Annotated in this window: 21 protein-coding genes and 1 pseudogene; 10 read left to right on the forward strand and 12 right to left on the reverse strand. The window is 54.3% G+C overall.

Features of this window, described 5'->3' with window-relative positions; all coding sequences use genetic code 11:
- Positions 1-222 precede the first annotated feature (222 nt).
- From ACT3R4_RS08775 to ltnD, 10 genes are all read right to left on the reverse strand, one after another.
- Entirely contained in the window at positions 223-1,116 is an 894-nt protein-coding gene (locus ACT3R4_RS08775) for an NAD(P)-dependent oxidoreductase (protein ID WP_441678626.1), read from the reverse strand.
- A 37-nt stretch (positions 1,117-1,153) separates the two neighbouring features.
- Positions 1,154-2,614, reverse strand: a complete 1,461-nt coding sequence (locus tag ACT3R4_RS08780) for an aldehyde dehydrogenase family protein (RefSeq protein ID WP_441678624.1) — start codon at positions 2,612-2,614, stop codon at positions 1,154-1,156.
- 11 nt (positions 2,615-2,625) lie between these two features.
- The gene (locus tag ACT3R4_RS08785; RefSeq protein WP_192528268.1) at positions 2,626-3,900 is read right to left on the reverse strand and encodes a TRAP transporter large permease; all 1,275 of its coding nucleotides are present in this window, start codon (positions 3,898-3,900) and stop codon (positions 2,626-2,628) included.
- A complete protein-coding gene (locus ACT3R4_RS08790; protein WP_192528269.1) occupies positions 3,897-4,466 on the reverse strand; it encodes a TRAP transporter small permease in 570 nt (189 codons plus the stop codon). Before ACT3R4_RS08790 ends, ACT3R4_RS08785 begins: the two co-directional genes overlap by 4 nt.
- A gap of 61 nt (positions 4,467-4,527) precedes the next feature.
- A complete protein-coding gene (locus ACT3R4_RS08795) occupies positions 4,528-5,529 on the reverse strand; it encodes a TRAP transporter substrate-binding protein (RefSeq protein WP_192528270.1) in 1,002 nt (333 codons plus the stop codon).
- A gap of 86 nt (positions 5,530-5,615) precedes the next feature.
- Complete coding sequence (gene denD, locus ACT3R4_RS08800; RefSeq protein WP_192528271.1) at positions 5,616-6,578, reverse strand: D-erythronate dehydrogenase; 963 nt, start codon at positions 6,576-6,578, stop codon at positions 5,616-5,618.
- 63 nt (positions 6,579-6,641) lie between these two features.
- Complete coding sequence (otnI, locus tag ACT3R4_RS08805) at positions 6,642-7,436, reverse strand: 2-oxo-tetronate isomerase (RefSeq protein WP_192528272.1); 795 nt, start codon at positions 7,434-7,436, stop codon at positions 6,642-6,644.
- Positions 7,437-7,474: 38 nt separating this feature from the next.
- Positions 7,475-8,134, reverse strand: a complete 660-nt coding sequence (otnC, locus tag ACT3R4_RS08810) for a 3-oxo-tetronate 4-phosphate decarboxylase (RefSeq protein WP_192528273.1) — start codon at positions 8,132-8,134, stop codon at positions 7,475-7,477.
- On the reverse strand, positions 8,131-9,459 hold the full coding sequence (gene otnK, locus ACT3R4_RS08815; RefSeq protein ID WP_441678621.1) for a 3-oxo-tetronate kinase: 1,329 nt from the start codon (positions 9,457-9,459) through the stop codon (positions 8,131-8,133). The genes otnC and otnK overlap by 4 nt, the downstream gene beginning before the upstream one ends.
- Positions 9,460-9,461: 2 nt before the next feature.
- Positions 9,462-10,394, reverse strand: a complete 933-nt coding sequence (gene ltnD, locus ACT3R4_RS08820) for an L-threonate dehydrogenase (protein ID WP_192528275.1) — start codon at positions 10,392-10,394, stop codon at positions 9,462-9,464.
- 181 nt (positions 10,395-10,575) lie between these two features.
- On the opposite strand from ltnD, the gene ACT3R4_RS08825 reads away from it, so the two are divergent.
- Both ACT3R4_RS08825 and ACT3R4_RS08830 read left to right on the forward strand, forming a co-directional pair.
- Entirely contained in the window at positions 10,576-11,610 is a 1,035-nt protein-coding gene (locus ACT3R4_RS08825; protein ID WP_192528284.1) for a LacI family DNA-binding transcriptional regulator, read from the forward strand.
- Between the two features lie 90 nt (positions 11,611-11,700).
- On the forward strand, positions 11,701-12,447 hold the full coding sequence (locus ACT3R4_RS08830; protein ID WP_192528276.1) for a sulfite exporter TauE/SafE family protein: 747 nt from the start codon (positions 11,701-11,703) through the stop codon (positions 12,445-12,447).
- A 42-nt stretch (positions 12,448-12,489) separates the two neighbouring features.
- Here the strand turns inward: ACT3R4_RS08830 and ACT3R4_RS08835 are convergent, their stop codons facing one another.
- The gene (locus ACT3R4_RS08835; protein WP_192528277.1) at positions 12,490-13,185 is read right to left on the reverse strand and encodes an HAD family hydrolase; all 696 of its coding nucleotides are present in this window, start codon (positions 13,183-13,185) and stop codon (positions 12,490-12,492) included.
- Between the two features lie 217 nt (positions 13,186-13,402).
- Here ACT3R4_RS08835 and ACT3R4_RS08840 point away from each other — a divergent pair, with 217 nt between their 5' ends.
- On the forward strand, positions 13,403-14,491 hold the full coding sequence (locus tag ACT3R4_RS08840; protein WP_192528278.1) for an HDOD domain-containing protein: 1,089 nt from the start codon (positions 13,403-13,405) through the stop codon (positions 14,489-14,491).
- Positions 14,492-14,699: 208 nt separating this feature from the next.
- On the opposite strand, the gene ACT3R4_RS08845 is transcribed toward ACT3R4_RS08840, so the two are convergent.
- Positions 14,700-15,239 (reverse strand): winged helix DNA-binding protein, encoded by a 540-nt coding sequence (locus ACT3R4_RS08845; RefSeq protein ID WP_225733898.1) that lies wholly within the window; start codon positions 15,237-15,239, stop codon positions 14,700-14,702.
- Between the two features lie 211 nt (positions 15,240-15,450).
- On the opposite strand from ACT3R4_RS08845, the gene ACT3R4_RS08850 reads away from it, so the two are divergent.
- The 7 genes and pseudogenes from ACT3R4_RS08850 to ACT3R4_RS08880 all read left to right on the forward strand — a co-directional run bounded on the left by ACT3R4_RS08850 (position 15,451) and on the right by ACT3R4_RS08880 (position 23,501).
- On the forward strand, positions 15,451-17,304 hold the full coding sequence (locus ACT3R4_RS08850) for an ABC transporter ATP-binding protein (protein WP_192528279.1): 1,854 nt from the start codon (positions 15,451-15,453) through the stop codon (positions 17,302-17,304).
- Between the two features lie 48 nt (positions 17,305-17,352).
- Positions 17,353-18,873: an ABC transporter substrate-binding protein gene (locus ACT3R4_RS08855; RefSeq protein WP_172117828.1), complete on the forward strand. Its 1,521-nt coding sequence runs from the start codon at positions 17,353-17,355 to the stop codon at positions 18,871-18,873.
- 57 nt (positions 18,874-18,930) lie between these two features.
- On the forward strand, positions 18,931-19,854 hold the full coding sequence (locus ACT3R4_RS08860) for an ABC transporter permease (protein ID WP_172117827.1): 924 nt from the start codon (positions 18,931-18,933) through the stop codon (positions 19,852-19,854).
- Between the two features lie 8 nt (positions 19,855-19,862).
- Positions 19,863-20,711, forward strand: coding sequence for an ABC transporter permease (locus ACT3R4_RS08865; protein WP_172117826.1), 849 nt, complete (start codon positions 19,863-19,865; stop codon positions 20,709-20,711).
- The gene (locus ACT3R4_RS08870; RefSeq protein ID WP_192528705.1) at positions 20,708-21,313 is read left to right on the forward strand and encodes a hypothetical protein; all 606 of its coding nucleotides are present in this window, start codon (positions 20,708-20,710) and stop codon (positions 21,311-21,313) included. Before ACT3R4_RS08865 ends, ACT3R4_RS08870 begins: the two co-directional genes overlap by 4 nt.
- A pseudogene (locus ACT3R4_RS08875) lies at positions 21,235-21,738 on the forward strand (ABC transporter permease); the annotation flags it as partial. The gene ACT3R4_RS08870 and the pseudogene ACT3R4_RS08875, both read left to right, overlap by 79 nt.
- A complete protein-coding gene (locus ACT3R4_RS08880) occupies positions 21,735-23,501 on the forward strand; it encodes a M14 family metallopeptidase (protein WP_483392490.1) in 1,767 nt (588 codons plus the stop codon). The pseudogene ACT3R4_RS08875 and the gene ACT3R4_RS08880, both read left to right, overlap by 4 nt.
- Positions 23,502-23,516 lie beyond the last annotated feature (15 nt).

The raw sequence follows: 23,516 nt of genomic DNA on the forward strand, positions 1-23,516 counted from the left end.
TATCCCGGATAAAACACTTTCCTTGATCTCGCAGGGAGACAAGTTTCCTCGAAATACCTACAAATGCTCTCTCGGTACCGCTTTAGTAATTTTGGTGTTGCAAGAAGGTTCACGTCGTCACCTCATACGGTGAAATAATAAGATTTTTTTGAGGTAACGAATCGCGGCAACTTCCTTCCGTTTTTATAGTCTTCAGCGCTCGCCAAGCCAACGCCACAATGATCAGACTTCAGCGTGCTCCTCTAGCAAACGAATCAACTCCGGCACCGCCATGGTCTGATCCTCCACACCGGCGTACAGCGCCGCTACCGCGCCGGCGACGCCTCTTGTCGTATTAAGCTCATCGGTCATGGTGTGGTAGTAGCCGAGATCTTTATGCGCGTTCGCCACGCTAAAGCGAAACCCCGAAGCATCGCCTGATTCAATAAAGGGACGTAACCGTTCCAGCACCACGCCGCCCCCGCCGCCCTTGGTCAAAACCTCCAGAAAAGCGTGGTCATCGATACCCGCCCGCCGGGAAGCCGCAGTCGCCTCGGCCAGTACGGCTGAAAAGCCCAACGACACGTAGTTATGCAGTAGCTTAAGGGTATGCCCTGAGCCTACGCCTCCCGCGTGGGTAATGACCTCAGCGAAACTTTCGAGTAGCGGGCGCAACGCTTCAAACAGCGTCTCGGATGCACCGACGATAAGGTTCAACCGCCCCTCCTCAGCTTCCTTGGGCGTGCGTGTCATCGCCGCATCGACCAGGTGGCCACCCGCTTCTTCTACCCTGGCGGCAACCTTAGCCGTGGAACTTGGCAGCGAGGTAGAGCAGTCCACCACGATGGAGCCCTGGGCGAGCCCCTCCAGCACGCCATCCGGCTCAAACAGCACGGCCTCTACTTGGGGTGATCCCGTTACGCACAGCAATACCACGTCGGCTTTTTCGGCCACTTCCCGCGCGCTTGAGCACGACACGGCGCCTGCCGCCAGTAGATCGTCTACGGGCTGGTTGCCAGGGTGGTCCAGAAAGGCCAGGGAATACCCCGCATTGAGAATGTTCTTGGCAATGCCGTGGCCCATTAACCCCACACCCACCATACCGATGCGATGCTCTGTACGAACGGATTGATTCATGAATAAGCTCCTAGCCTAATGTAGTTATGATTGTGTTCTAGCCATGGCGAATGGCGACCGTTTTTATCCGGGTATAGCTGCGCAGCCCCTCGAAGCCTTTTTCCCGCCCGTGCCCGGAGCGCCCGACACCGCCGAAAGGCAGTTCAATACCGCCGCCCGCACCGTAGTTGTTGATAAAAACCTGGCCGCTGCGAATGCCTCTCGCCAAGCGCAATTGACGACCACCGTCGCGCGTCCAGACACCGGCGCACAGCCCGAAGTCGGTTGCATTGGCCAAGCGCAACGCTTGTGCTTCATCGTCGAATATCTGCACGGCCAGCACGGGGCCAAACAGCTCTTCGCGCAGCACGTCATGTTCATCGGGAATGTTCGTAAGCAGATGCGGGACGACGAAATGCCCGGCCGGTGAGGCATTTTTAGCGAGCTGCCCTCTTGCCGCAACTCGAATACCGTCCGCTTCGGCCATGGCTAGCCGATTATCGAGCTGCGATTTTTGACGGGCATTGATCAGCGGGCCGCAGTCGGCATCTTCCTCGCCCGATGCACACTGTAGCGCCGAGAAGCGCTTTATCAGACGATCCGTAAACATTTCCGATATATCGCGCTGTACTAACAGGCGACTGCCCGCCGAGCAGGTTTGCCCCGCATTCTGGATAATCCCACGCACCACTGCGTCGAAAGCCGCATCTAGATCGGCATCTGCAAAGACAATCTGCGGCGACTTGCCACCCAGCTCTAGCGTGACGGGCACGTGATGCTTTGCCGCCGCTTGGGTTACATGGGTGCCGGTCTCAGGAGAACCGGTGAATGAGAGATGATCAATACCCGGATGCGCGGCCAGGGCGGCACCGGCTTCACGCCCAAGTCCCGGCACCACATTGAGCACTCCGGCTGGCAGACCGCAGGCTATCGCCAGCTTTGCCAAGCTCAAGACGCTCAAACAGGCATCTTCGGCAGGCTTAAGAACGATAGTATTGCCAACAGCCAAGGCGGCTGCCACGCAGCGGCCAAATATCTGTGACGGGTAATTCCAGGGAATAATCTGCGCGCAAACACCATACGGCTCACGCAACGTCATGACGGTGTAGCCCTCTTCATAAGGTAGGGTCTCGCCATGTAATTTATCGGCGCCACCGCCGTAAAAGCGAAAGTAATGCGCGCAGGCTTTAATATCCGCGCGCGCTTGGGTTAAGGGCTTTCCAGTGTCCAGGCATTCTAAAGCCGATAAATGCTCATGGTTGGCCTCGATGGCATCAGCAAAGTCAAATAGCCAGGCGCTGCGTTGGCGGGCACTCCACTGCGCCCACTCTCCCAGCTCACCTGAAAAGGCGCGCCGCGCTGTGGCGACGGCATCATCGACATGCTCCGGCGTGCAGCGGGCGATATGCGTGACGACTTCGCCACGAGCGGGCGCCTCTACGGGTAGCGTCGCGCCGGTATCAACCCAGATATTGCCTATTAGCGCCGCCTGGGGTGGAAATTCGGGCAAATCAATCATCAACATACTCCTTAGCCATACAGCAGGTTAACCAGGCCCATCGAGATCCAGGGCATATAGGTAATTGCCATCAGACACGTCAGCACCACCAGCACAAATCGCACCAGCCAGGGCAGCATCTGATCAATGGAAATCTTCGCCACTGCACACGCGGCAAACAGGTTTACGCCCAGCGGCGGAGTAATCATTCCCAGGGCCAAATTAACCACCATGATCAGTCCGAAATGTACCGGATGAACGCCAAACTGCATGGCGATCGGCGTAAGGATCGGTGCCAGTACCAGGATCGCCGCGCCGGTCTCGATAAACATCCCCACCACAAGCAGCAGGGCGTTGACGGCCAGCAAAAAAGCCCAGGGGCTTTCGAACATCGCCGTGACTCCAGCGGCGACTTGGGCGGGAAGGCCGGAACGGCTAATCAGGAAACTAAACAGAGCGGCCGCTGAGATAATCAGCATCACCGCAGCGGTAGACACAACGCTTTGACGCAGTACGGGGATTAGGTCGACCAGCTTAAGCTCTCGGTAGCAAGCACCGACCACCAAGGCATAAAACACCGCCACCGCCGAGGCTTCAGTGGGCGTAAAAATCCCACCATAGATGCCGCCGATGACCACCACCGGCATCAGCATTGCCGCCCAGGCACGCTGGAAGGCCGTCGTAAAGCGAGTGCGGTCATTGCGATCTTGAAGACCAAAACCGCGCAGCTTGCAGAAAATATAAACAAAGACCAGCAGCGCACCACCAACCAATAACCCTGGACCAATGCCTGCAATGAACAGCTGGCCAATCGAGGTATTGGTACTTACCCCAAATAGAATCAAGGGAATAGAGGGCGGAATCAGCACCCCCAGCTCTGCCGATGAAGCCTGGATGGAGGCGGCCAAGGGTTTGGGATAGCCGTGCTTGACCATTGCTGGAATAAGAATCGCACCGATAGCAAAGGTCGTCGCCACACTGGAGCCTGATACTGCCGCAAACATCATGCAAGTCAGTACGCAGGTCATCGCCAACCCACCCTGAACGCCACCCACGATTGACTTGGCCAGATCAACCAGTCGGCTAGAGATACCACCGGCTGCCATCAGGTTGCCCGCCAAGATGAAAAAAGGAATCGCCATCAGCGGGAAGTTATCCAGCCCTACAAACAGCTGTTGAGGCACCATCATCAAGGGAAAGCGCGAAAAAAACTCAATGCCGATGATCGATGCCAGCAGAATGGAGATTGCGATCGGCACGCCGGTGGCGAACAAAATCAACAGAGAAAGACCAATGGCTAAGTTCATAAGCGCGGCTCACTCGGGGTAGCAGGCGGCATGCCGGACGTTGCTGCAGCCTCTTGCTCGACTGCCTCATCATGCATTGGCCCTAAAGTTTCAAGACCGCAACTTTGGGCCAGCAGCCGCGCAATAACGGCCAGCATCGCAAAGGCACTGCCCACTGGAATAGCCGCATATGCCCAGGACATCGAGACCTCAAGCGCGGACAGCGTCTGATTGCTAACCCGCTGGGTCATTTGGATGCCGTAGAATACCAATACAGAGAGCACCAGAAGACAGCACAGACCGATAAACCATTCAAGCGCCAGCAGGGTGGGCTTGGGCACGAGCTTGTAGATAACCTCTACGGCCATCATAAAGCCGCCGCGGAACGTGGCGGCAGAGGCCATAAACACACACCAGATCATCGTCGCCCGTGACAACGTCTCCGACCACGTCGAGGGCGCATTGAAGAGAAATCGTGTAAGCACTTGATAGAATCCCAACGACACTGAAACGATCAACATCAAAATAGCAATCGCCAGCGCTAACCGAGTCAACACATGTTCGACACGCAGAAACCAGGACACCATAAATCACCTCACCCCGTCAGGTTATGGGCAAGTGGCGCCCAGAGGGCGCCACGGGATGGGTTCAGCAGCTACTGTTACGAATGCGCTCTAGCATCTCCTCGCCATACTGCTCAATAAAGTCAGCATGAACGGCCTCTACTGCTTCCTGGAACGGTGCTGGATCGATATTATCAGTGACCGTCATACCCTGTTCTTGCAGGAAAGCCACGCCCTCCTCTTCCAAACGTGTAACCTCAGCGCGGGTGGCTTCGGTAGCAGCTTGAGCGGCCTCATTAAACCATTCACGCTCCTCCTCGCTCAGCCCATCAATTAGCACCGGTGAGCCGAGCACAATGGCAGGCGAGTAAACATGGCCGGTCAGCGATAGTTGATCCTGGACCTCATAGAGGTTCGCAGCCACAATCACCGTAATGGGGTTTTCCTGACCGTCCACCGTACCCTGCTGCAGGGCGGTAAACAGCTCCGGCATGGCCATGGGCGTCGGGCTGGCCCCTAGCCCTTCAAAGGCCTGCTGGTGAATACGGTTCTCCATGGTGCGAATTTTTAAGCCGCTAACGTCTTCTGGCTTTTCAATGGCTTTTTGGCTGTTGGTGATATGGCGGAAACCGTTTTCCGACCAGGAGAGGCCGACCAGGTCGTGGTCGCCCATCTTATCGAGCAGTTCCTGACCGATCTCTCCGTCAAGTACGCAGCGGGCTTGTTCGTAACTGGTGAACAAAAACGGTAGATCAAGAACATAGGTCTCGGGGACAAAGTTGCCCAAGGGTCCGGAAGAGGTGATCACTATATCGACGGTGCCGATCTGCAGCCCTTCAATCATGGCCCGCTCTCCGCCAAGCGAACCACTGGGATGATCCGTCACGGTAAAAGCACCATCAGAAAGGCTTTCAAGCGTCTCTTTAAAGGCGCGGGAACCAGCGCCATAGTGGGAGTCGCTGGAAATAGCGTAGCCAACGCTTACCTCTGTAGCGGCCTGAGCCTGAAATGCCAAGCCGGCCAGGGCCAGCGTGGTAGCGGTGCCAATAGCGGTCGCAAGCGTACGCCGAGCGAAACGAGTGGTCATGGTGATACTCCTAATTATATTTATTGGTAAGAACGATGGGGAGTAGTAACCCCTTATTGCTCGCCCGCCAGGCAGGCGAAGATCCATTAGCGATGCTCTGCCACATAGGCATCGATAATCTGTTTAAAATCTCGGTCGCCAACAAAACCCAGCCGGTTCGCTTTAGTGGTCTCAAAGCGCGCGGGCCAGCTTGCCACCAAGGGTTCGATACGCGGGTCTGGCTCATGACGCACACGTGCCACCGCTTCAGCACCCGCCACTTCGCGCAGCGCCTCGAGCATTTCGGAAACATCGGTCGTGATGCCCGGCAGTATAAATGCGCGAAACTTACCCAACGCTTCTTCCTGCACTTCGGCGCCATGTATCAACGCTTCGATCACCTTATCCGGCGACATAACGAAAAGCGCCCGATCCAACGGTACGGGACAAATGGCCTCCTCCCCGTTTAAGGGCTCGCGCAAAATGCTGGACGCAAAGCTCGACGCCGCGGCATTCGGCCGCCCAGGACGAATCACAATGGTCGGCAAACGCAGTACCCTGCCGTCAATCAGGCCGCGTCGGCTGTAGTCGTTGATTAGCAGCTCACACATTGCTTTTTGCGTGCCATAGGATGTTTGCGGCTGCGAAGCCGTCATGTCATCCAGCACATCAGGCAGATCCCCGCCGTAAGCCGCCACGGAGCTTGCCATGACTAAGCGTGTCTTATTCAACTGCCGGGCACGGCAACCTTCCAGCAGAGTGCGAGTGGCATCAAAGTTGACCGCCATCCCCAGATCCAGATCGGCCTCAGCCGCGGAGCTTACGACCGCAGCCAAGTGGAAGATGACATCGGGCTTTCGATCAAGCGCACTACCCAGCGCATCTGGAGCAGTAATATCCACAGCATCGTTGCGGATCGTTATATCAGGCGCGTCAGGTACAGCAGCCTGAGTTTGATCGACCAGCGTTAAGTGCGTGATCGGATGACTGCACAGCTCTTTGCGGCTAATCAGTCGATGTAAAAGACGCTGTCCCAAAAAACCAGCGGCGCCCGTGATTAAGATATGCATGATTAAGGTGTCCTCGCTTTATTGTAGGTTGTTAGCGTTTGAGACCATGTTTTGGCTACTCGATCATGAGTGAAGCCCATAATGTCGCCCCCAGCCCAGACCTTGGCGCGTATCGCCGGCCGGCCTGTATTCGCAGCCAACCCAACCGCTATAGCCCAGCGCTTCAAGCCTGGCAAATAGTGCGGGGTAGTTGATCTCGCCAACATCGGGTTCGTGCCGTTCCGGCACTCCCGCCACTTGAACATGACCGATAGCGCTAAACTGGTGTTCAAGATGGCGAATGAGGTCCCCCTCCATGATCTGGCAGTGGTAGAGATCAAACTGCAGCTTAAGATTGTTCGCCCCCAGCGCTTTCAATACCGCCATGGCTTGCGCTTGTCCCGACAAGAAGTAATGGGGCATATCACGGGTATTGATGGGCTCGATCAATATGCCCTTGCCCAGTTTGGCGGCCTCAGTAGCAGCGTAGTGCAGGTTACGTAGGTAAGTAGCCTGATGATCGGCCAGGGTCGTCGCATCGGCATCCTCAGGTAGTAATCCCGCCATGGCGTGAACGTGTGGGCAGCTGAGCGTCTCGGCATAACGTAGCGCCTCGATAACTGAATCACGAAACTCGGCTTCGCGCCCAGGCAGGCTGGCAAGCCCTCTTTCACCTTTTTCCCAATCACCCGGCGGCAAGTTAAACAACACTTGTTCCAACTGTGTTTCGTCAAGCGCCTGGCGTAGCTCTGCAGCGCTATAGGCGTAGGGAAACAGGTATTCAACCCCTTTAAACCCCGCATCAGCCGCCGCTGAAAAGCGGCCCATAAAATCGCGCTCGTTAAACAGCATACTGAGGTTGGCGGCTAATCGAATCATGGTGTATCGGCGCCTCTTTATTTTTATCGCAATGCGGGCTAATCCCGAGGAAACCGCGCCTCAAGCTCCGCGACCTGTTCAGGCGTTAGCCCCCGTGGGTTTTCGCCGCGCAGTAGCAGAAACAGTTTGGCCGTCTCTTCAAGCTCTTCGGTGGCGTACACCGCCGCTTCCAGATTCTTGCCTGCCACTACCGGGCCGTGGTTGGCAAGCAGCACAGCGCTGTGTTTACCCGCTAGGCCCCGTACCGCTTCGCCCAGTTTTGGGTCACCGGGGATGTGATAGGGCACAAGCGGCAGTTTGCCCACCCGCATAACATAGTAGGCGGTGAGCGGCGGAATGCAGTCGCAAGGGTTTACGTCCGGCAAACACGAGACCGCCACCGAGTGGGTAGAGTGAAGGTGTACAATAGCGCCCGACTGAGGGCGCTCTGCATACATCGCCATATGCAGGAACTGTTCTTTAGTAGGTTTATCACCACCAAGTAGCTGGCCGTTATCATCCAGATGGGAGATTCGCGCCGGGTCCAGCCGCCCCAGGCAGGCGTTGGTGGGCGTCATCAGCCAGCCACCGTCATCCAGGCGCACGCTAATGTTGCCGCTGGACCCCATGGTCAGGCCGCGGTCAAACAGCGACTTGCCAAGCGTGCTAATCTGCTCGCGCAGGCTGTTTTGATGATGGTGGCGTACGTGGACGCTCATGCCAACACCTCAAAGGCTCGGGTAAAGAAATCGACACCGCCAAAGTTGCCCGACTTCAGCGCCAGCGAGAGCGGCGCTTCACGACCTTCCAGCGGTGCCTGGGTCCAGGGCACACCGGGATCAATCTGCTCGCCTATACGTAGGGTGGAAATTCCCAGCGCCGAGACCACTGCCCCCGAGGTTTCGCCCCCGGCGACCAGCAACTGACCAACGCCTTCGTTAACCAGCGTGACCGCCAACTGGCTCAGAGCCTCTTCGACCAACGCCCCCGCACGCGCAACACCCAATGCTTGCTGGGCAGCGCTGACTTTCTCTTGATCCGCCGAGGCGTAAATCAATACCGGGGTCTGTTCTGATAGCCGCTGTCGCGCAAAGACCAGCGCCTGCTCCAACTGCCGGTCACTTTCGGCAAGCGACAAAGGGTCTAGCGCAAAACCGCTGTTAGGGTGGCGAGCCAGAAAATCGGCTACTTGTGCCAAGGTTGCTGTAGAACAACTCCCGGACAGCACCAGCATGCTGCCTGATGCAGGGTTTAAACGCCCCGGTTCCGTAATGGGCTTAAGCCAGCCTTGGGCACGGTACTGGGCGGGTAAAGCCTGCCCCAAGCCGGATCCACCAGTCACCAACGGCATTAGCACGGTAGCTTCTGCCAATATATCCAGATCCTGCTCATCAAGCGTATCGCAAATCACATGGCGAGTGCCCTGCTCGGCAAGTGCGGATAAGTGACCACAAGCGGCGCTGGCGCCTTGGGACAATACCGAGTGACTGAGCAAGCCTACCGGGCGGGGTGTTTGGCGGGATAAGACCCGCACCAGATCGGCGTCCTGCATCGGGTTGAGTGGATGATACTGCATACCGCTATCATTAAGCAGGCGATCACCCACAAACAGGTGGCCCTGATAAACCGTACGCCCATTGACCGGAAATGCCGGTACCATCACCGTTTGAGAGGCGTCCAGGCGATCCAGTAGCGCATCGGCCACGGGCCCGATATTGCCTTTATCCGTAGAATCGAAAGTAGAGCAATATTTAAAGAATAGCTGTCGAGCACCCTGCCCACGCAGCCACTCAAGAGCCGTGAGAGAATCCGTGATGGCTTCATCAACCGGGCAGGAGCGCGATTTCAAAGCTATCACCACCGCATCAACGTCCTGGAGATCAATCGTCTCCTGCGGCACGCCGATCACCTGCAGGCAGCGCATGCCACCGCGCACCAAGTTATTAGCAAGATCGGTTGCCCCGGTAAAGTCGTCGGCGATAGCTCCAAGGACTATGCTTCCAAGGGCTGTCTTTTCAAGGGCTATGCTCTGCTCTGTGCTCATGATTAGGTTTCCTGAGCATCGTTAGCCGCTTCAGGCAACGTAATTCCTGATAGCCGCTGGTAGACTTTGATAACCGCAGAATCATCTTCTCGACCAAAGCCTGCCCCACTGGCCGAGGTGAACTGCTGCAACGCGCTGGCAGCAACCGGCGTTGCCATCGAAAGCTCGCGCCCGGTCTGGTGCACGATATTGAGGTCTTTAATAAAGATATCCACCGCTGAAAGCGGCGTGTAGTCACCTTTGAGAATATGGGGCACACGATTCTCGAACATCCAGGAGTTGCCCGCCGAGTGGGTAATCACCTCAAAGATAACCTCGGGGTCAAGCCCCATCCGGATACCCAACGCCATGGCTTCAGCGGCCGTCGCGATATGTACGCCTGCCAACAGTTGATTGACCAGCTTCATACTAGAGCCCATGCCGGGGTCGTCGCCCAAGCGATAAACCTTGACAGCCATGCCATCAAGCACGTCACTTGCGTAGCTAAATGCCTCCGCGGCGCCCGATGCCATAACTGATAGCTCACCGCTTTTGGCTTTTGCAGCACCGCCGCTAATCGGTGCGTCCAGCATCATCAATCCCTCTGCTGCCACGCGCTCACCAAGCTGTTTCGCCTGACTGGGCGCCACCGTGGCGCACTGTATAATCAGGCTGCTTGGCGCTAGATGGCCCACCACGCCCTGCTCACCAAACAACACCTGCTCAACCTGGCTACCGTTGACGACCACTACCAGCACAATATGACAGTGAGCAAGCTCCATCGGCGTTGCCACACTCTTGCCCCCAGCTGCTATAAAGGCATCGCGTGCCTCAGCGGCAATATCACATCCAGTTACGTTAAATCCCTGGTGATGTAAGGCAGTAGCGGTGCCCATTCCCATCGCACCCAGGCCAATAACGCCTACTTGACGTGATTGCTTATCGTGTTGACTCACCGGTCGACACCTCGCTGTTGTTGTATGAATTGCTGGCGTTACGATGCCTTACTTTTCCCTTGAGTCTTCTCTGATTGTTCACCGTAACAAGGAAAATGGTAGCGCTGTCATGATAGCGCTACCATTACTTCTAGATTACTCTCAGCGTATCGACAAGTTGAACACCAAGGACGTGCGACTAATGTCTAAAGACCTCTCAGCCGCTAACAAGTCACGCCGCCGCTCCGATCAAATCACGCTCAGTCAGGTGGCGCAGGCCGCAGGGGTTTCCCCGATTACGGCATCTAGAGCACTAAACCATCCCGATAAAGTAAGCGACAGTACCCGCCAAAGCGTTTTGGAAAGCGTAGAGCGCCTGGGCTATGTGCCCAATCTGGTAGCGGGTAGCCTGGCATCTTCCCGCTCCCGGCTGATTGCCATCATCGTGCCGTCGCTGATCAACAGCGTGTTTGTGGAAGTCATAAAGGGCCTGCAGGAAACACTAGAAGCGCAGGGGTATCAGATCCTGCTCGGCAATACTGATTACGACCTGGACCGTGAGTATCAACTGGTGCGTACGTTTTTAGGCTGGTCATGTTCGGCTTTGGTCACCGCCGGGCTACGCCATAACGATGCGTGTCGGACGCTATTAGCTAACTGGGGCCATCCGATTATGGAAGTGATGGAGCTCGGTAAAGGCATAGATCTCAACGTGGGGCTGGATCATTTAGCTGCCGGCCGGTGCATGGCCAGCCATCTTATCGACAGAGGCTACCAGCGAATTGTGTATGTTGGCGCGCGGCTCTCCCACGATTATCGCGCGGGAATGCGCTACCTAGGGCATAAAGAAGCATTGGAGGAAAAGGGGCTTGAAGCCCCCTTGCTAGAACTGGACACTTTGGGCAGCCTGCAGGCGGGCGCGGAAAGCCTAGCCCAGGTTTTGAAAGGCTACCCCGCCACGCAGGCCATCCATTTTGCCAACGATGATCTTGCCGCAGGTGCCTTGCTGGCCGCCCAACGCCAAAATCTTCTTGTGCCAGATGATATTGCCATTGCAGGCTTCAACGGCTTACCGTTAGGTCAACATATCACGCCGAAACTCACTACCATTCTCTCCCCACGCGAAGACATGGGCCGTCTGGCCGCACAGGAGCTCATTCGCAGACTTCGCGGTAAACATGTTTATCGCCGACAACACGATGTAGGCTTCACGCTTCAAATCGGTGAAAGTACATAAGAGACCGCAAAACATTTTCGCTAACTCCAAGCCCCGCCCACGCGTTTTTTCCCGCTAGGCGCTTCAACTTCGGGCTTTTAAGGAATTGCCATGCTGCCGAACTACTCCATTATCGCTTGGCTATTGATCGGATTTTCGGTGTATCTGACGGGCATCTCAAAAGGCGGCTTTGCTGGTGGTTTTGGCACGCTTTCGGTGCCGCTGATGGCACTGGTGATTAGCCCCACGCAGGCCGCAGGCCTATTGCTGCCGTTGCTGCTGGTAATGGACGTATTGGCAGTGAAAGCATGGTGGGGCAAGCATGACATGGCCGAAGTATGGCGATTTTTGCCAGGGCTCTTCGTCGGTGTTGCGGTTGGCACACTGCTCTTTGGCAGCCTGAGCGAACAGGGCGTTCGCCTGGTATTGGGTGCGATCTCAGTGGTGTTTGCTGCGTATATGCTGTTAAAGCCATTGGCCGCCAAGCCTATCTCAACGCATTGGGCGCTGCCTGCCGCCAGCGTGTGTGGCTTCACAAGCTTTGTTGCCCATGCAGGCGCCCCACCACTCAATCTTTACCTACTGCCACGAAAACTGCCTAAAGAGACCTTTATCGCCACCTGCGTTGTCACCTTTACAGCGGTTAACGTGATTAAACTGGGCCCGTACCTGTGGCTTGGTGAAATCAATATGACCAGTGCTTGGGCATCGCTACTCCTGGTGCCGGTCGCTTGGGTAGGCGTGCGCAGCGGCCTTTGGCTACAAAGCCGAGTTAATGAGCAGTGGTTTTATCGCCTGGTTATACTGGCCATGTTCCTGGTGGGTGTTAATCTGATTTGGCAGGCGTTGGCGCCTTAAAAGATAAACGTCTCCCCATACAATTATCTGCGTAGGGTATCTTTACAACTGATAACCTGGTAGCGGCCAGGTTCGCCAATCAAGCCTCTGCCACCCTTCAAGGCTCGCGACCTCAGCCAGCACGGGGTCGGGATTAACCACCACGGGGCAATCGACATATTGCAGAAGCGGTAAATCGTTGCGGGAGTCTGAGTAGAACATAGTGTGGCTGGGGGTAATCTGGTGCTCCGTTAGCCACTGCTGTAAGCGCAGCACTTTACCGCCGCGGTAAGAGAAAATGCCCTCACTCTCACCGGTATAACGCGCTTCTTCTGCCTCTTTATCAATACTTAGATCCACCGCCAGCACGTGGGCAATTCCCAGCATGTTGGCAATGGGCGCGACCAAGTGGCGTGACGAGGCAGAAATCAACACTAACGTATCGCCCGCCTGACGATGAGCCGCCAGGCAGGCCAAGGCTTGAGCGAATATACGCGGCTGGATATGCGTCGCAACAAAACGCTCTACTTCTTTTTCGACGTCAGTAACGAGCCTGTTCTTAAGTGGCGCCAGCGTCATCGTCAGGTACTCTTCCAGCTTTAATTGACCCGCATGATAAGCCTGCTGCATCTGCTCAGCCCGGGCGAGAAAGGTCTCGGCGTTGCTGATCCAACCCTGCTCGAACATCCATAAATTCCAGCGGTCGCTACAATCTCCATCCAAGAGAGTATCATCAAGGTCAAACAAGGCCAGCCGCATAAAGCACTCCTATCGTCGCGGATTGACGGCGCGTAGGATATGCCACGAATCATGGCAAAAAGATGACAACCGCAAGCCATTCGTTGTTACTCACCCGCTGTACAAGCGCTGTTCATTGCATCAGCATGGAAGACGTCGACGCCTACGGGGTATATGATTAACGAAAGTACTGACAGCCGCTGCCCGCTACGCTGACAACACACAAGGAGATTATCCCATGACGGGCCCTTTAGTATCAGTCGATACGCTCTACATAACACTGACTGATGAACTGCCAGCGTTTTTGAGCCAATCACTTTTACAGTGCAAGAGCCTACCAACGCTACCGTCTGTAGCGCTTAAAGTGCTTGATATAGCCCGTTCATCAAGTTCAACCTTGAGCGATTACGCCAAAGCGATTGAGCACGATCCAGCGTTAACACTGCGCCTCATTGCGCTCGCGAATAGCGCCTATTACACGCGCTCAGCGCCACCTGTTCAAACCTGTATTGAAGCCATGCAGCGCCTTGGTATAAACGCAACGCTGCCCGTTATATTAGGGTTTAGTTTGTTTCAAGAAGCGCCTAATCGTCATCAGGCTTGGCAACGCACCATCACTGCGGCCCTGGTAGCCCGCTATTTGGCTGAGCAGCTATGCCCTGACGAAAGTGGCAGCATATTTACACAGGCGCTACTACAGGATATTGGCATATTAGCGTTACAGGCAGCCTACCCTGAAGAAGCCGACAAACTCTATACCGATACTTCCTTATCGCATGCTGAGATAACGCAAGCAGAGCAACGCTGCTTTGGCTGCGACCATACACTGGTTGGCGCTTGGCTAGCCTCTAAATGGGGAATGTCCAATCACGCGGCAATGGCCATACGCCAAAGCCATGAAAGCTTTTTAGTCAGTGATAAAGCACTTCTCTGCCTTCGTTTGTCAGGACCCATTGCCGATGCCTGGCTATCCAACAACCCAGCATCTCAACTGGCGGCCTTGTTATATCAACTCAAGACCGTTAGCTATGCCGATACGCTGCAGCTCGACGAAGTGCTTTATAATGTTCAGCATCAGACCAGCCTGATTGCCAACGCGATGAACATGAATACGCCCATAGAGGTCGATAGCACGGCCCTGTTGGCGGAAGCTCATCAACTGCTCTTTCAGCACACGCTGACGCTTGGTTCTCAACTAGAAGCCCAAAAACAAGCGTTAATCTCATTGCGCTACCCCAATGACAACACCAGTCCCAAAGAGCGTATCCGACGGGATGCTTCTCTTGATGCCAAGCGATCAGGGCTAGTACGCAAGCATAAAAAATAGATAAACCGCATTTTGACCCATGCTAAAAAAACAGGCCGTGATTAAGCGACCTGTTTTTTAAGTATATTGTTATTTTCACCCTTATCTTTTCTCGTCGACGAAACATTTCAAATAAACAGCAATAAAATAAAGCATTAGATATCAGCGATCGATAAAAGTGGGCCTAATTGAAGTTGATTTTAACCGCTACGTGATCATAAAAGTGTATTCATAAAGAAGCAGCGGCTCGCGCGGCCTGATCATAAAGACCTGACATGGCGCGCAAAATACCTGCCACGCGGCTGATTTCGGCCCGTTCAATTCCCATGGAAGCGAGTGAGTCAATCAAGCATGTTTCTCGTATTTCAGCATAACGGCTACACACACCGCCTCCTTGTTCAGTTGTACTGAAATACGTCTCTTTACCCTGCTTTTCGCCTATCACCAAGCCAAGTTTGGTTAGCTTTTTAAGCGCGTAAGTAACGGTATGCGTATCTTCCACGTTAAGTACCAGGCAGATATCAGATTGGCGCTTGGCTCTCCCTCGATGGTTCACCCGATGCAACACCAGGACATCCAGAGCGCTCAATTCAGGGTATCCGGTCGCCGCCATGCAACGCACCATCCAACGATTAAACGCATGGCTCGAAATAATAACGCCAAATTCAAATTCCGAGAGTTCGTGAGCCTTATGAGATAAGTGCTCCGAAGAGACGATCGGCTCTCGACTACTGACTACTGTCTGGCTTGATTCTATCATCGCTAACATATCCATTGTCTTTGTTCGTAAACATATATTTACGCTGCTTGATCGCTCGCTAGGGAACCATACTCTACGTAGTTTCGGATGTTTGGCAACTTGTTATCAATGCCGGGGTTGCTTACAGAATAGGAAAGGGATAAACACTGCACGATTGACACGCAGACATCTTACGGATAATTTCTATATAAATTACATAAAAAATACAGGTAAACACTCTGTGCCATCACAACCGCCCTACCCGCTGCTATCCGTTAATTCGTTAGATATCGCCTTCGGCTCAAACCGAGTCGTCAAGAACCTATCTTTCGATCTCTACCCCGGTCAAACGCTTGCGATCGTAGGAGAGTCCGGGTCAGGTAAATCCATGACCTCACTGGCTATCATGGGTCTGGTTCACTATCTCAATGCCACCATTGCCAACGGCAGTATTCTTTTTCAAAAAAACGTCGATAGCACACCTGTCGACCTGACCCAGTTATCTGATCGCCAGATGCGCAAGATCCGTGGGAAGGATATTTCCATGATCTTTCAAGAGCCGATGACATCGCTTAATCCGGTTTACACGATTGGTGATCAAATCACCGAAGTTTTGCTACTTCACGGTGATTACACGCGAGCATCAGCACAAGAAGAAGCACTGCGACTATTACGCTTAGTGCGATTGGCCGATGCCGAGTCCTTGCTAAAGCGCTACCCCCACCAACTATCTGGCGGCATGCGGCAACGCGTTATGATTGCAATGGCACTCGCTTGTAAGCCCAAGGTACTGGTCGCCGATGAACCGACGACAGCACTGGATGTCACGATCCAAGCACAAATTCTAACGATTATTCGCGACCTGCAAAAAGAACTGGGCATGGCAGTGATTTTCATCACCCATGACATGGGCGTGGTCGCTGAAATTGCCGATCATGTAGTTGTCATGCGTGATGGAGAAAAGGTTGAAGAAGCGGATGTTGAACCTCTTTTTAAGCATCCTCAAGAAGCCTACACCCGCGCCCTTCTAGCGGCTGTGCCTACGCTGGGCAGCATGAAAGGACAAGCGCTCCCGTGCGCTGACCCACTCGTTATCTTTGACGGCACAGAGATCGTTACCCACGGTGAACCTACCGTTCAGGATACGGTTCGTGTTCAGGAGGAACCGATAGTACGCGTCGAAAATCTGGTAACGCGCTTCGATATCAATAAGGGCTTTTTTGGAGGCGTTAGCCATCGCGTCCATGCCGTAGAGAACGTTAGCTTCGCTATCTCTCCAGGCGAAACACTGGCGCTGGTAGGTGAGTCTGGCTCAGGAAAGTCGACCATTGGCCGCACTATCCAGCAGTTACAAAAGAGCAACAGTGGTGACATTATTTTCTCTGGGAAGCCTGTCTCACAGATGTCCCGCAGCGAGAAAATGACGCTTCGTCAGCAAGTACAGTATATTTTCCAAGACCCCTTTGCATCGCTAGATCCGCGCAAAACGGTAGGCTTCTCCATTGCTGAACCCATCCACACCCACTATTTAATAAGTGATAGCAAACGTATTAAGCAACGGGTGAGTGAGCTTCTCGAACGGGTTGGCCTTAAGCCAGAGCATGCCAAGCGCTATCCGCATGAGTTTTCCGGCGGCCAGCGCCAGCGCATCTGTATCGCTAGGGCGCTAGCGTCTAAACCCAAGCTTATTATTGCCGATGAAGCGCTCTCAGCACTGGACGTCTCTATCCAGGCACAAATTATTCATCTCATGATGCAACTACAGCGTGAAGAGGGGTTGGCATATCTCTTTATCAGCCATGATATGGCCGTAGTAGAAAAGATGAGTCATCGCGTTGCCGTACTACACCTGGGCCAAATTGTTGAAATGGGGTCACGCCAACAGGTGTTTGACTCCCCCAAGCATACTTATACCCAAAAATTACTTTCTGCCGTCCCGGTAGCGGATCCACTTCACCACCGTAAGCATCTGTTATTGGAGGGTGATATCCCAAGTCCCATCCGTAAAGTAGGCGACGAGCCCGCCATTTACCCGTTGGATGAAGTAGCGGCAGGACATTTTGTGTCGCGTAGCGGCACGTCGTCCCGCCTGTAATTGCTCGTTTTGTTAACACAAATAACAAGCCCTTGGAGAATGATACTAATGAAAAAGACAAAACTGTTCCAAGCATGCACCCTGGCTGCTGCCATGGCTGCTGCAAGCACCAGCTACGCGGGCTCAATCACTATAGCCTCACCGCAGGATCCGGGCAGTTGGGATCCGATTGACACCTTTTTGGTGAACTGGGCCTCAGTGGCCACTAACATCTTCGATGGTCTGACCTACCGAGGCCCCGACCTTGAGTTAGTACCAGGCTTGGCCACCAGTTGGGAAGAGCTGGATGATGGTAAGCGCATCCGCTTTACGCTGCGTGAAGGCGTGGTCTTCCATAATGATGAACCGTTCAATGCTGAATCGGTTAAGTTCACCTTCGACCGTCTGCTCGGAGAAGAGGGCTCACGCGGGCCACAACGCTCTAACTACACGGCTATTTCTCATGTAGAGATCATTGACGACTATACCGTTGATTTCTTCTTATATAATGCGGATCCCGTGCTGCTCACCAAGTTGGCCGGGTATGGCGCGATGATCGTACCGCCTGGCTATATTGAAGAGCATGGTGACGACCACTTTAATACTCATCCTGTCGGTACCGGTCCTTTTAAATTAGTCGACTACACACCACGCTCTGATGTGAAGCTGGAAGCGTTTGCGGATCACTGGGGTGGCGCACCCAAGCTCGACAGTGTGACTTACCGTTTTATCTCTGAGCCTTCCACTGCCGTTGCCGAGCTACAGTCCGGCCGAGTCGACTTGGTACTACCGCCCACTATTCCGATCGGCATGATCGAATCCATCAATAATCATCCTAATGCGGAGATTGTCAGCGTCGCTTCTCCTACGGTAGAAGCTCTGCGTTTTAATACCCAGTCAGGCATTACCGCCGATGAGCGAGTACGTCAGGCGATTATCATGGCGGTTGACCGTCAGGCGATCGTCGACGCCGTACTCGCAGGTGAAGGCAATGTTATCGCCAGCTTCCAAGGCAGCCAGTCGTTTGGCTTTGATCCCTCGCTTGACCCCTACCCCTTCGATCCGCAGCGCGCCCAGCAACTGCTCGCCGAAGCGGGTGTTGAACCTGGCACCTCACTGCAGATTGATGTACGCGGAAACGACTCTACCTTTTCCGAAGTCGCTCAAGTAGTAGCTTCCTACCTGCAAGGCGTTGGGCTTAATGTCTCTATCCAACCTTACGAAACCAACGTATTGCTTAATGACATTATTCCAGCGGGACGTACCGGCGCAATGTTCCAGCAAAAGTGGGGAGGCTGGACGTTTGACTTCGATAACACTGCGTATTTGATGTACCACACTGGCGAACGTTGGAACCCCTACGACAGCGATGCCCAGTTGGATGAGATGCTGAACACTCAACGCGGCATTACTAACCGCGAAGAGCGCGAAACCCTGCTTCAGTTCATCGCACGTTATACCAAAGAGCGTGCCTTGGAGATGCCTCTGTATAGCCAAAATGCGCTGTACGGCGTGGGTAGCCGTGTGACGAACTTTGAGCCAGCCCCTGACAACCGGATACGTCTCACTAACGTCGACGTCAGCGAGTAAGCCTAATTCGCCGTCGTCCTTGTGGGCGGCGGTGCCTATTTTGAGTGGGGAGGCCACGTGGCCAAGTTTCTTTTCTACCGACTGCTACAGGCGCTGTTTGTGCTTGTAGCCGTCACGTTGATCGTGTCGTTTGCGATTCGCCTCACCGGCGACCCGGCCGTTATGCTCGCCCAAGGTGCAGGCAGCATTACCGAAGCAGACCTGGAGCGTATTCGCGAGGCTCTTGGACTCAACCAACCGTTTTTAGTGCAGTACCTGGAATTTTTAAAAGGTTTGTTTACAGGTGACATGGGACGCAGCTTTATGGGCGGCACATCCGTAAGCGAGCTGATTAGCCGCGCCCTACCAGCCACCCTGGCGCTGGCCTTTGCATCCCTTTTCATCTCAATTGCGCTGTCGATTCCTTTAGGAGTAAAGGCCGCTGTTTCACGCGGTAAATGGCCCGATCAGGTCATTCGGATTGTTTCGCTGGTGGGGCTCTCCTTCCCCAACTTTTGGCTAGCTATCATGCTGGTATTAGTGTTCTCCATTACCTTTAATCTGCTGCCCCCCAGCGGTATGGAGGGCTGGCAGAGTTTCATTATGCCGGCGGCGACCATGGGCATTATTCTTACCGCAACCAACGTGCGTCTGGTCAGAACAACCATGCTGGAAACCCTACGCTCTCAGTACATCATGGTGGCGCGTGCTAAAGGCCTATCCAATTCTGTAGTGCTCTATAAGCACGCACTGCGCAACTGCTCTATTCCATTGATTACCTACTTCGGCCTGCAATTCGGCGGCCTACTGGGCGGTATTGTTGTGGTTGAGCGTGTTTTCAACTGGCCTGGGCTGGGTACGCTGGCCTTTGATGCTGTTGCTGCCCGCGACTACCCCGTACTGCAGGGCGTTATCACCGTCCTCTCGCTGATGATTATCTCAATCAACCTGCTGGTCGATATCGCCTATGGCTTTGTTGATCCCCGCGTGCGCAAGAGCTAGGTATCATTATGTCGGCAAACTCTCTGGATCTAAGACATTTTAAAAGTATTGAATTTATCATGGGCGCCCTGTTGGTGGGCGGCATCACCTTGGCCGTTCTGCTATCAGGCTGGCTATTTCCAGACGGCGGCAGCGGTATCAATCTCGCCATGCGCCTCACGCCTCCCTTGGTCGACGGTAGCTTTCCGTTAGGTACTGACCCACTGGGACGCGATGTATTAGCACGCGTGGTCATCGGTGGTGAAATATCGCTTAAGGTCGGCTTTTACTCCGCGTTAGGTGCTGTAGTGCTGGGTATTATTATGGGGCTTTTATCGGGCTATTATGGCGGCATTGTCGATATGCTCGTGATGCGCTTTGCCGATGTGCAGCTTGCGCTGCCCTTTATTCTGCTCGCCATTACGTTCATCGCCGTCATCGGTGGTGGGCTGACCAACATGATCATTCTGCTCATCATCTCACAGTGGGTGCAGTACGCTCGTTTGGTACGCGGCTCGGTGCTATCACTTAAAGATCGCGAATTTATTCTCTCGGCACAGGCCATTGGTGTGCGTGACTGGCGAATTCTCTTTCAGCACTTGCTGCCGAACTTGCTTGGCCCGGTTGTTGTACTGATGACACTTAACGTCGCCAACAACATTCTTCTGGAGAGCAGCCTAACCTTCCTGGGCTTGGGAGTTGACCCCGTTATTCCTAGCTGGGGTGGCATGCTGGCAGAGGGCCGTACTTATCTGCAAACCGCGTGGTGGGTCAGCGTATTTCCTGGTGTGGCGATTTTGCTCACCGTGCTGGGTCTCAATCTATTGGGAGACTGGCTACGCGATACCCTTGATCCTACTGGGCGGACATCACGATGATCACATTACTGGAGACTTCGTTTGAGCGCAGCGTAGATGCCATCGTTTCACAATACCAGACAGTGCTGTCGTCTGGCGATACGCTTAACGCTTGGGTATTTGATGACCTCGCCGCACGTCAGCAGGCTGAGCAAACACTTGCACAACATGGCATTAAGGCGCACTTCTACAGCGCCTATAAGCCCTTGGTGCACTATGTTATTGAGGTACTGCCCGAGCGGTCGCTACGGGCTATTCATATCCGCTACCCAGCACCTTTGGAAACGCCCCAGCGTTTTTTGTTGGAAGCCTACCCGCTGGCAGGACTGCTTGATGCCAACGTAGCACTCAGCTGGGAACCCGTAGCATGTGACACGCAAACCCGACGTTACCACTACGAACTGACACTTACCGATAGCGATGGCGCACAAGAGCAGGTCCGTGTCGCGGCCCCTAACCGCCACCATCTGGACCACATCAATACCTGGCAACTCTCTCCTTGCGGCTGGGTCGAGTGGAGCACTGGCGATGGCAACACCGAAAGCGCTTTGCCGATGTGCAGCTTGCGCTGCCCTTTATTCTGCTCGCCATTACGTTCATCGCCGTCATCGGTGGTGGGCTGACCAACATGATCATTCTGCTCATCATCTCACAGTGGGTGCAGTACGCTCGTTTGGTACGCGGCTCGGTGCTATCACTTAAAGATCGCGAATTTATTCTCTCGGCACAGGCCATTGGCGTGCGCGACTGGCGAATTCTCTTTCAACACTTGCTGCCGAACTTACTTGGCCCGGTTGTTGTACTAATGACACTTAACGTCGCCAATAACATTCTTCTGGAGAGCAGCCTGACCTTTCTTGGCTTAGGAGTTGACCCCGTTATTCCTAGCTGGGGTGGCATGCTGGCAGAGGGCCGTACTTATCTGCAAACCGCATGGTGGGTCAGCGTATTTCCTGGTGTGGCGATTTTGCTCACCGTGCTGGGTCTCAATCTACTGGGAGACTGGCTACGCGATACCCTTGATCCTACTGGGCGGACATCACGATGATCACATTACTGGAGACTTCGTTTGAGCGCAGCGTAGATGCCATCGTTTCACAATACCAGGCAGTGCTGTCGTCAGGCGATACGCTTAACGCTTGGGTATTTGATGACCTCGCCGCACGTCAGCAGGCTGAGCAAACACTTGCCCAACATGGTATTAAGGCGCACTTCTATAGCGCCTATAAGCCCTTGGTGCACTATGTTATTGAGGTACTGCCCAAACGGTCGCTACGGGCTATTCATATCCGCTACCCAGCACCTTTGGAAACGCCTCAGCGTTTTTTGCTGGAAGCCTACCCGCTGGCAGGACTGCTTGATGCCAACGTAGCACTCAACTGGGAACCCGTAGCATGTGACACGCAAACCCGACGTTACCACTACGAACTGACACTTACCGACAGCGATGGCACACAGGAACAGGTCCGTGTCGCGGCCCCTAACCGCCACCATCTGGACCACATCAATACCTGGCAACTCTCTCCTTGCGGCTGGGTCGAGTGGAGCACTGGCGATGGCAACACCGAAAGCGCTTTTTACGCCTGTGACTACGCCAAGCTGTTTGAGGCGGCGATAGAAGCTGTCACCCGAACTGATTGGCCCACCGAGCAACCGTTCTTTGAAGAGCTAAATATCAGTGTCACGCTGCCAAGCCAGGATACACGCTTACCCTTTGGGCTAGAGCACATCAGCTTGGCCGAGGCTCTGCATGAGGAATTATACTTTTCTCTTCTTGAGTATTATCAGCATCTTGCAGGCTTACCGCTCGGCGACCGTTCAATTCAGCCGGGCCAAATTGTGCCTGAAATCAAGACTCGCCCGGACGCATCTCCTTCCCTGAACATTACCCTGCGCCCGCTGAATACCACAGAGGCACCCGCCAAGGCAGAGGTTGAGCTCGATACGGCCTCCCACCCACTGAGCGTTGGCCAAATCAGCGCACAGTTGGAGGCTTTAGACGGCGAAGCAATCCACACAAAAAGCCGCAGCGGACGACAACTCTCTGCACGTTACCGTCAAGGCAGCGATCGTGCAGTAATGATTAGCGCAGCGCAGCACGCCAACGAGCCGTCTGGTATTGTTGGCGCACTTCGGGCCGGGCGCGACCTGGCGCAGCAGGCTGAGGCGCACTTTGTACTTTCACCGCTTGAGAACCCTGATGGCTATCGCTTGCAACAGCGCCTGGTCGCCGAGCAACCGACCCATATGCATCATGCTGCTCGATATACCGCCTTTGGCAACGACCTCCAGGCACAGCCCGCCAACGGCGAGTTTGAGCTAGCTATCCGCGAGCGTGCCAAAGCATTAAGTGATGCTTACCTGCACATTAACCTGCACGGCTATCCCGCCCACGAGTGGACTCGCCCATTGACCGGCTACGTGCCGCGTAACTTTGAACTATGGTCCATTCCGAAAGGGTTCTTCCTGGTCATTCGCTATCATCAAAAGTGGGAAACCCAAGCCAACGCACTGCTTGAGAGCGTAACCGCTCACTTGGCAAACGTACCGGGTCTTGTCGCCTATAACCAACGACAGATTAAGGCTTTTGAAGCCCATGCTGGTCCTCTGGAATTTTCCACGCGTCGCCATATTCCTTATTTACTGACACGTGACGAGCAGCAGTTAACCCCTTTGCAACTGATTACCGAGTATCCCGACGAAACGATTTATGGCGACGACTTCGTAATGGCACATCAAGTGCAGTACGAAACTATTTTAAGCGCTTATCAGTGCTACCAAACGATGGCCTTGCCCAACACGCCATGCTGATCGACCGCTCACCAG

Source organism: Halomonas sp. AOP7-E1-9 (genome assembly GCF_052376035.1).
Taxonomy (GTDB): Bacteria; Pseudomonadota; Gammaproteobacteria; order Pseudomonadales; family Halomonadaceae; genus Vreelandella; species Vreelandella citrativorans.

Excerpts from the sequence above, each read along its gene's own strand:
- ACT3R4_RS08870 (WP_192528705.1), top strand. The coding sequence starts at position 20,708 with ATGATCACATTACTGGAGACTTCGTTTGAGCGCAGCGTAGATGCCATC.
- ACT3R4_RS08880 (WP_483392490.1), top strand. The coding sequence starts at position 21,735 with ATGATCACATTACTGGAGACTTCGTTTGAGCGCAGCGTAGATGCCATC.
- ACT3R4_RS08835 (WP_192528277.1), bottom strand. The coding sequence starts at position 13,185 with ATGCGGCTGGCCTTGTTTGACCTTGATGATACTCTCTTGGATGGAGAT.
- ACT3R4_RS08855 (WP_172117828.1), top strand. The coding sequence starts at position 17,353 with ATGAAAAAGACAAAACTGTTCCAAGCATGCACCCTGGCTGCTGCCATG.
- ACT3R4_RS08785 (WP_192528268.1), bottom strand. The coding sequence starts at position 3,900 with ATGAACTTAGCCATTGGTCTTTCTCTGTTGATTTTGTTCGCCACCGGC.
- ACT3R4_RS08840 (WP_192528278.1), top strand. The coding sequence starts at position 13,403 with ATGACGGGCCCTTTAGTATCAGTCGATACGCTCTACATAACACTGACT.
- ACT3R4_RS08845 (WP_225733898.1), bottom strand. The coding sequence starts at position 15,239 with ATGTTAGCGATGATAGAATCAAGCCAGACAGTAGTCAGTAGTCGAGAG.
- ACT3R4_RS08780 (WP_441678624.1), bottom strand. The coding sequence starts at position 2,614 with ATGATTGATTTGCCCGAATTTCCACCCCAGGCGGCGCTAATAGGCAAT.
- ACT3R4_RS08775 (WP_441678626.1), bottom strand. The coding sequence starts at position 1,116 with ATGAATCAATCCGTTCGTACAGAGCATCGCATCGGTATGGTGGGTGTG.
- otnI (WP_192528272.1), bottom strand. The coding sequence starts at position 7,436 with ATGATTCGATTAGCCGCCAACCTCAGTATGCTGTTTAACGAGCGCGAT.
- ACT3R4_RS08865 (WP_172117826.1), top strand. The coding sequence starts at position 19,863 with ATGTCGGCAAACTCTCTGGATCTAAGACATTTTAAAAGTATTGAATTT.
- ACT3R4_RS08790 (WP_192528269.1), bottom strand. The coding sequence starts at position 4,466 with ATGGTGTCCTGGTTTCTGCGTGTCGAACATGTGTTGACTCGGTTAGCG.
- otnC (WP_192528273.1), bottom strand. The coding sequence starts at position 8,134 with ATGAGCGTCCACGTACGCCACCATCATCAAAACAGCCTGCGCGAGCAG.
- otnK (WP_441678621.1), bottom strand. The coding sequence starts at position 9,459 with ATGAGCACAGAGCAGAGCATAGCCCTTGAAAAGACAGCCCTTGGAAGC.
- ACT3R4_RS08825 (WP_192528284.1), top strand. The coding sequence starts at position 10,576 with ATGTCTAAAGACCTCTCAGCCGCTAACAAGTCACGCCGCCGCTCCGAT.
- ACT3R4_RS08830 (WP_192528276.1), top strand. The coding sequence starts at position 11,701 with ATGCTGCCGAACTACTCCATTATCGCTTGGCTATTGATCGGATTTTCG.
- denD (WP_192528271.1), bottom strand. The coding sequence starts at position 6,578 with ATGCATATCTTAATCACGGGCGCCGCTGGTTTTTTGGGACAGCGTCTT.
- ACT3R4_RS08795 (WP_192528270.1), bottom strand. The coding sequence starts at position 5,529 with ATGACCACTCGTTTCGCTCGGCGTACGCTTGCGACCGCTATTGGCACC.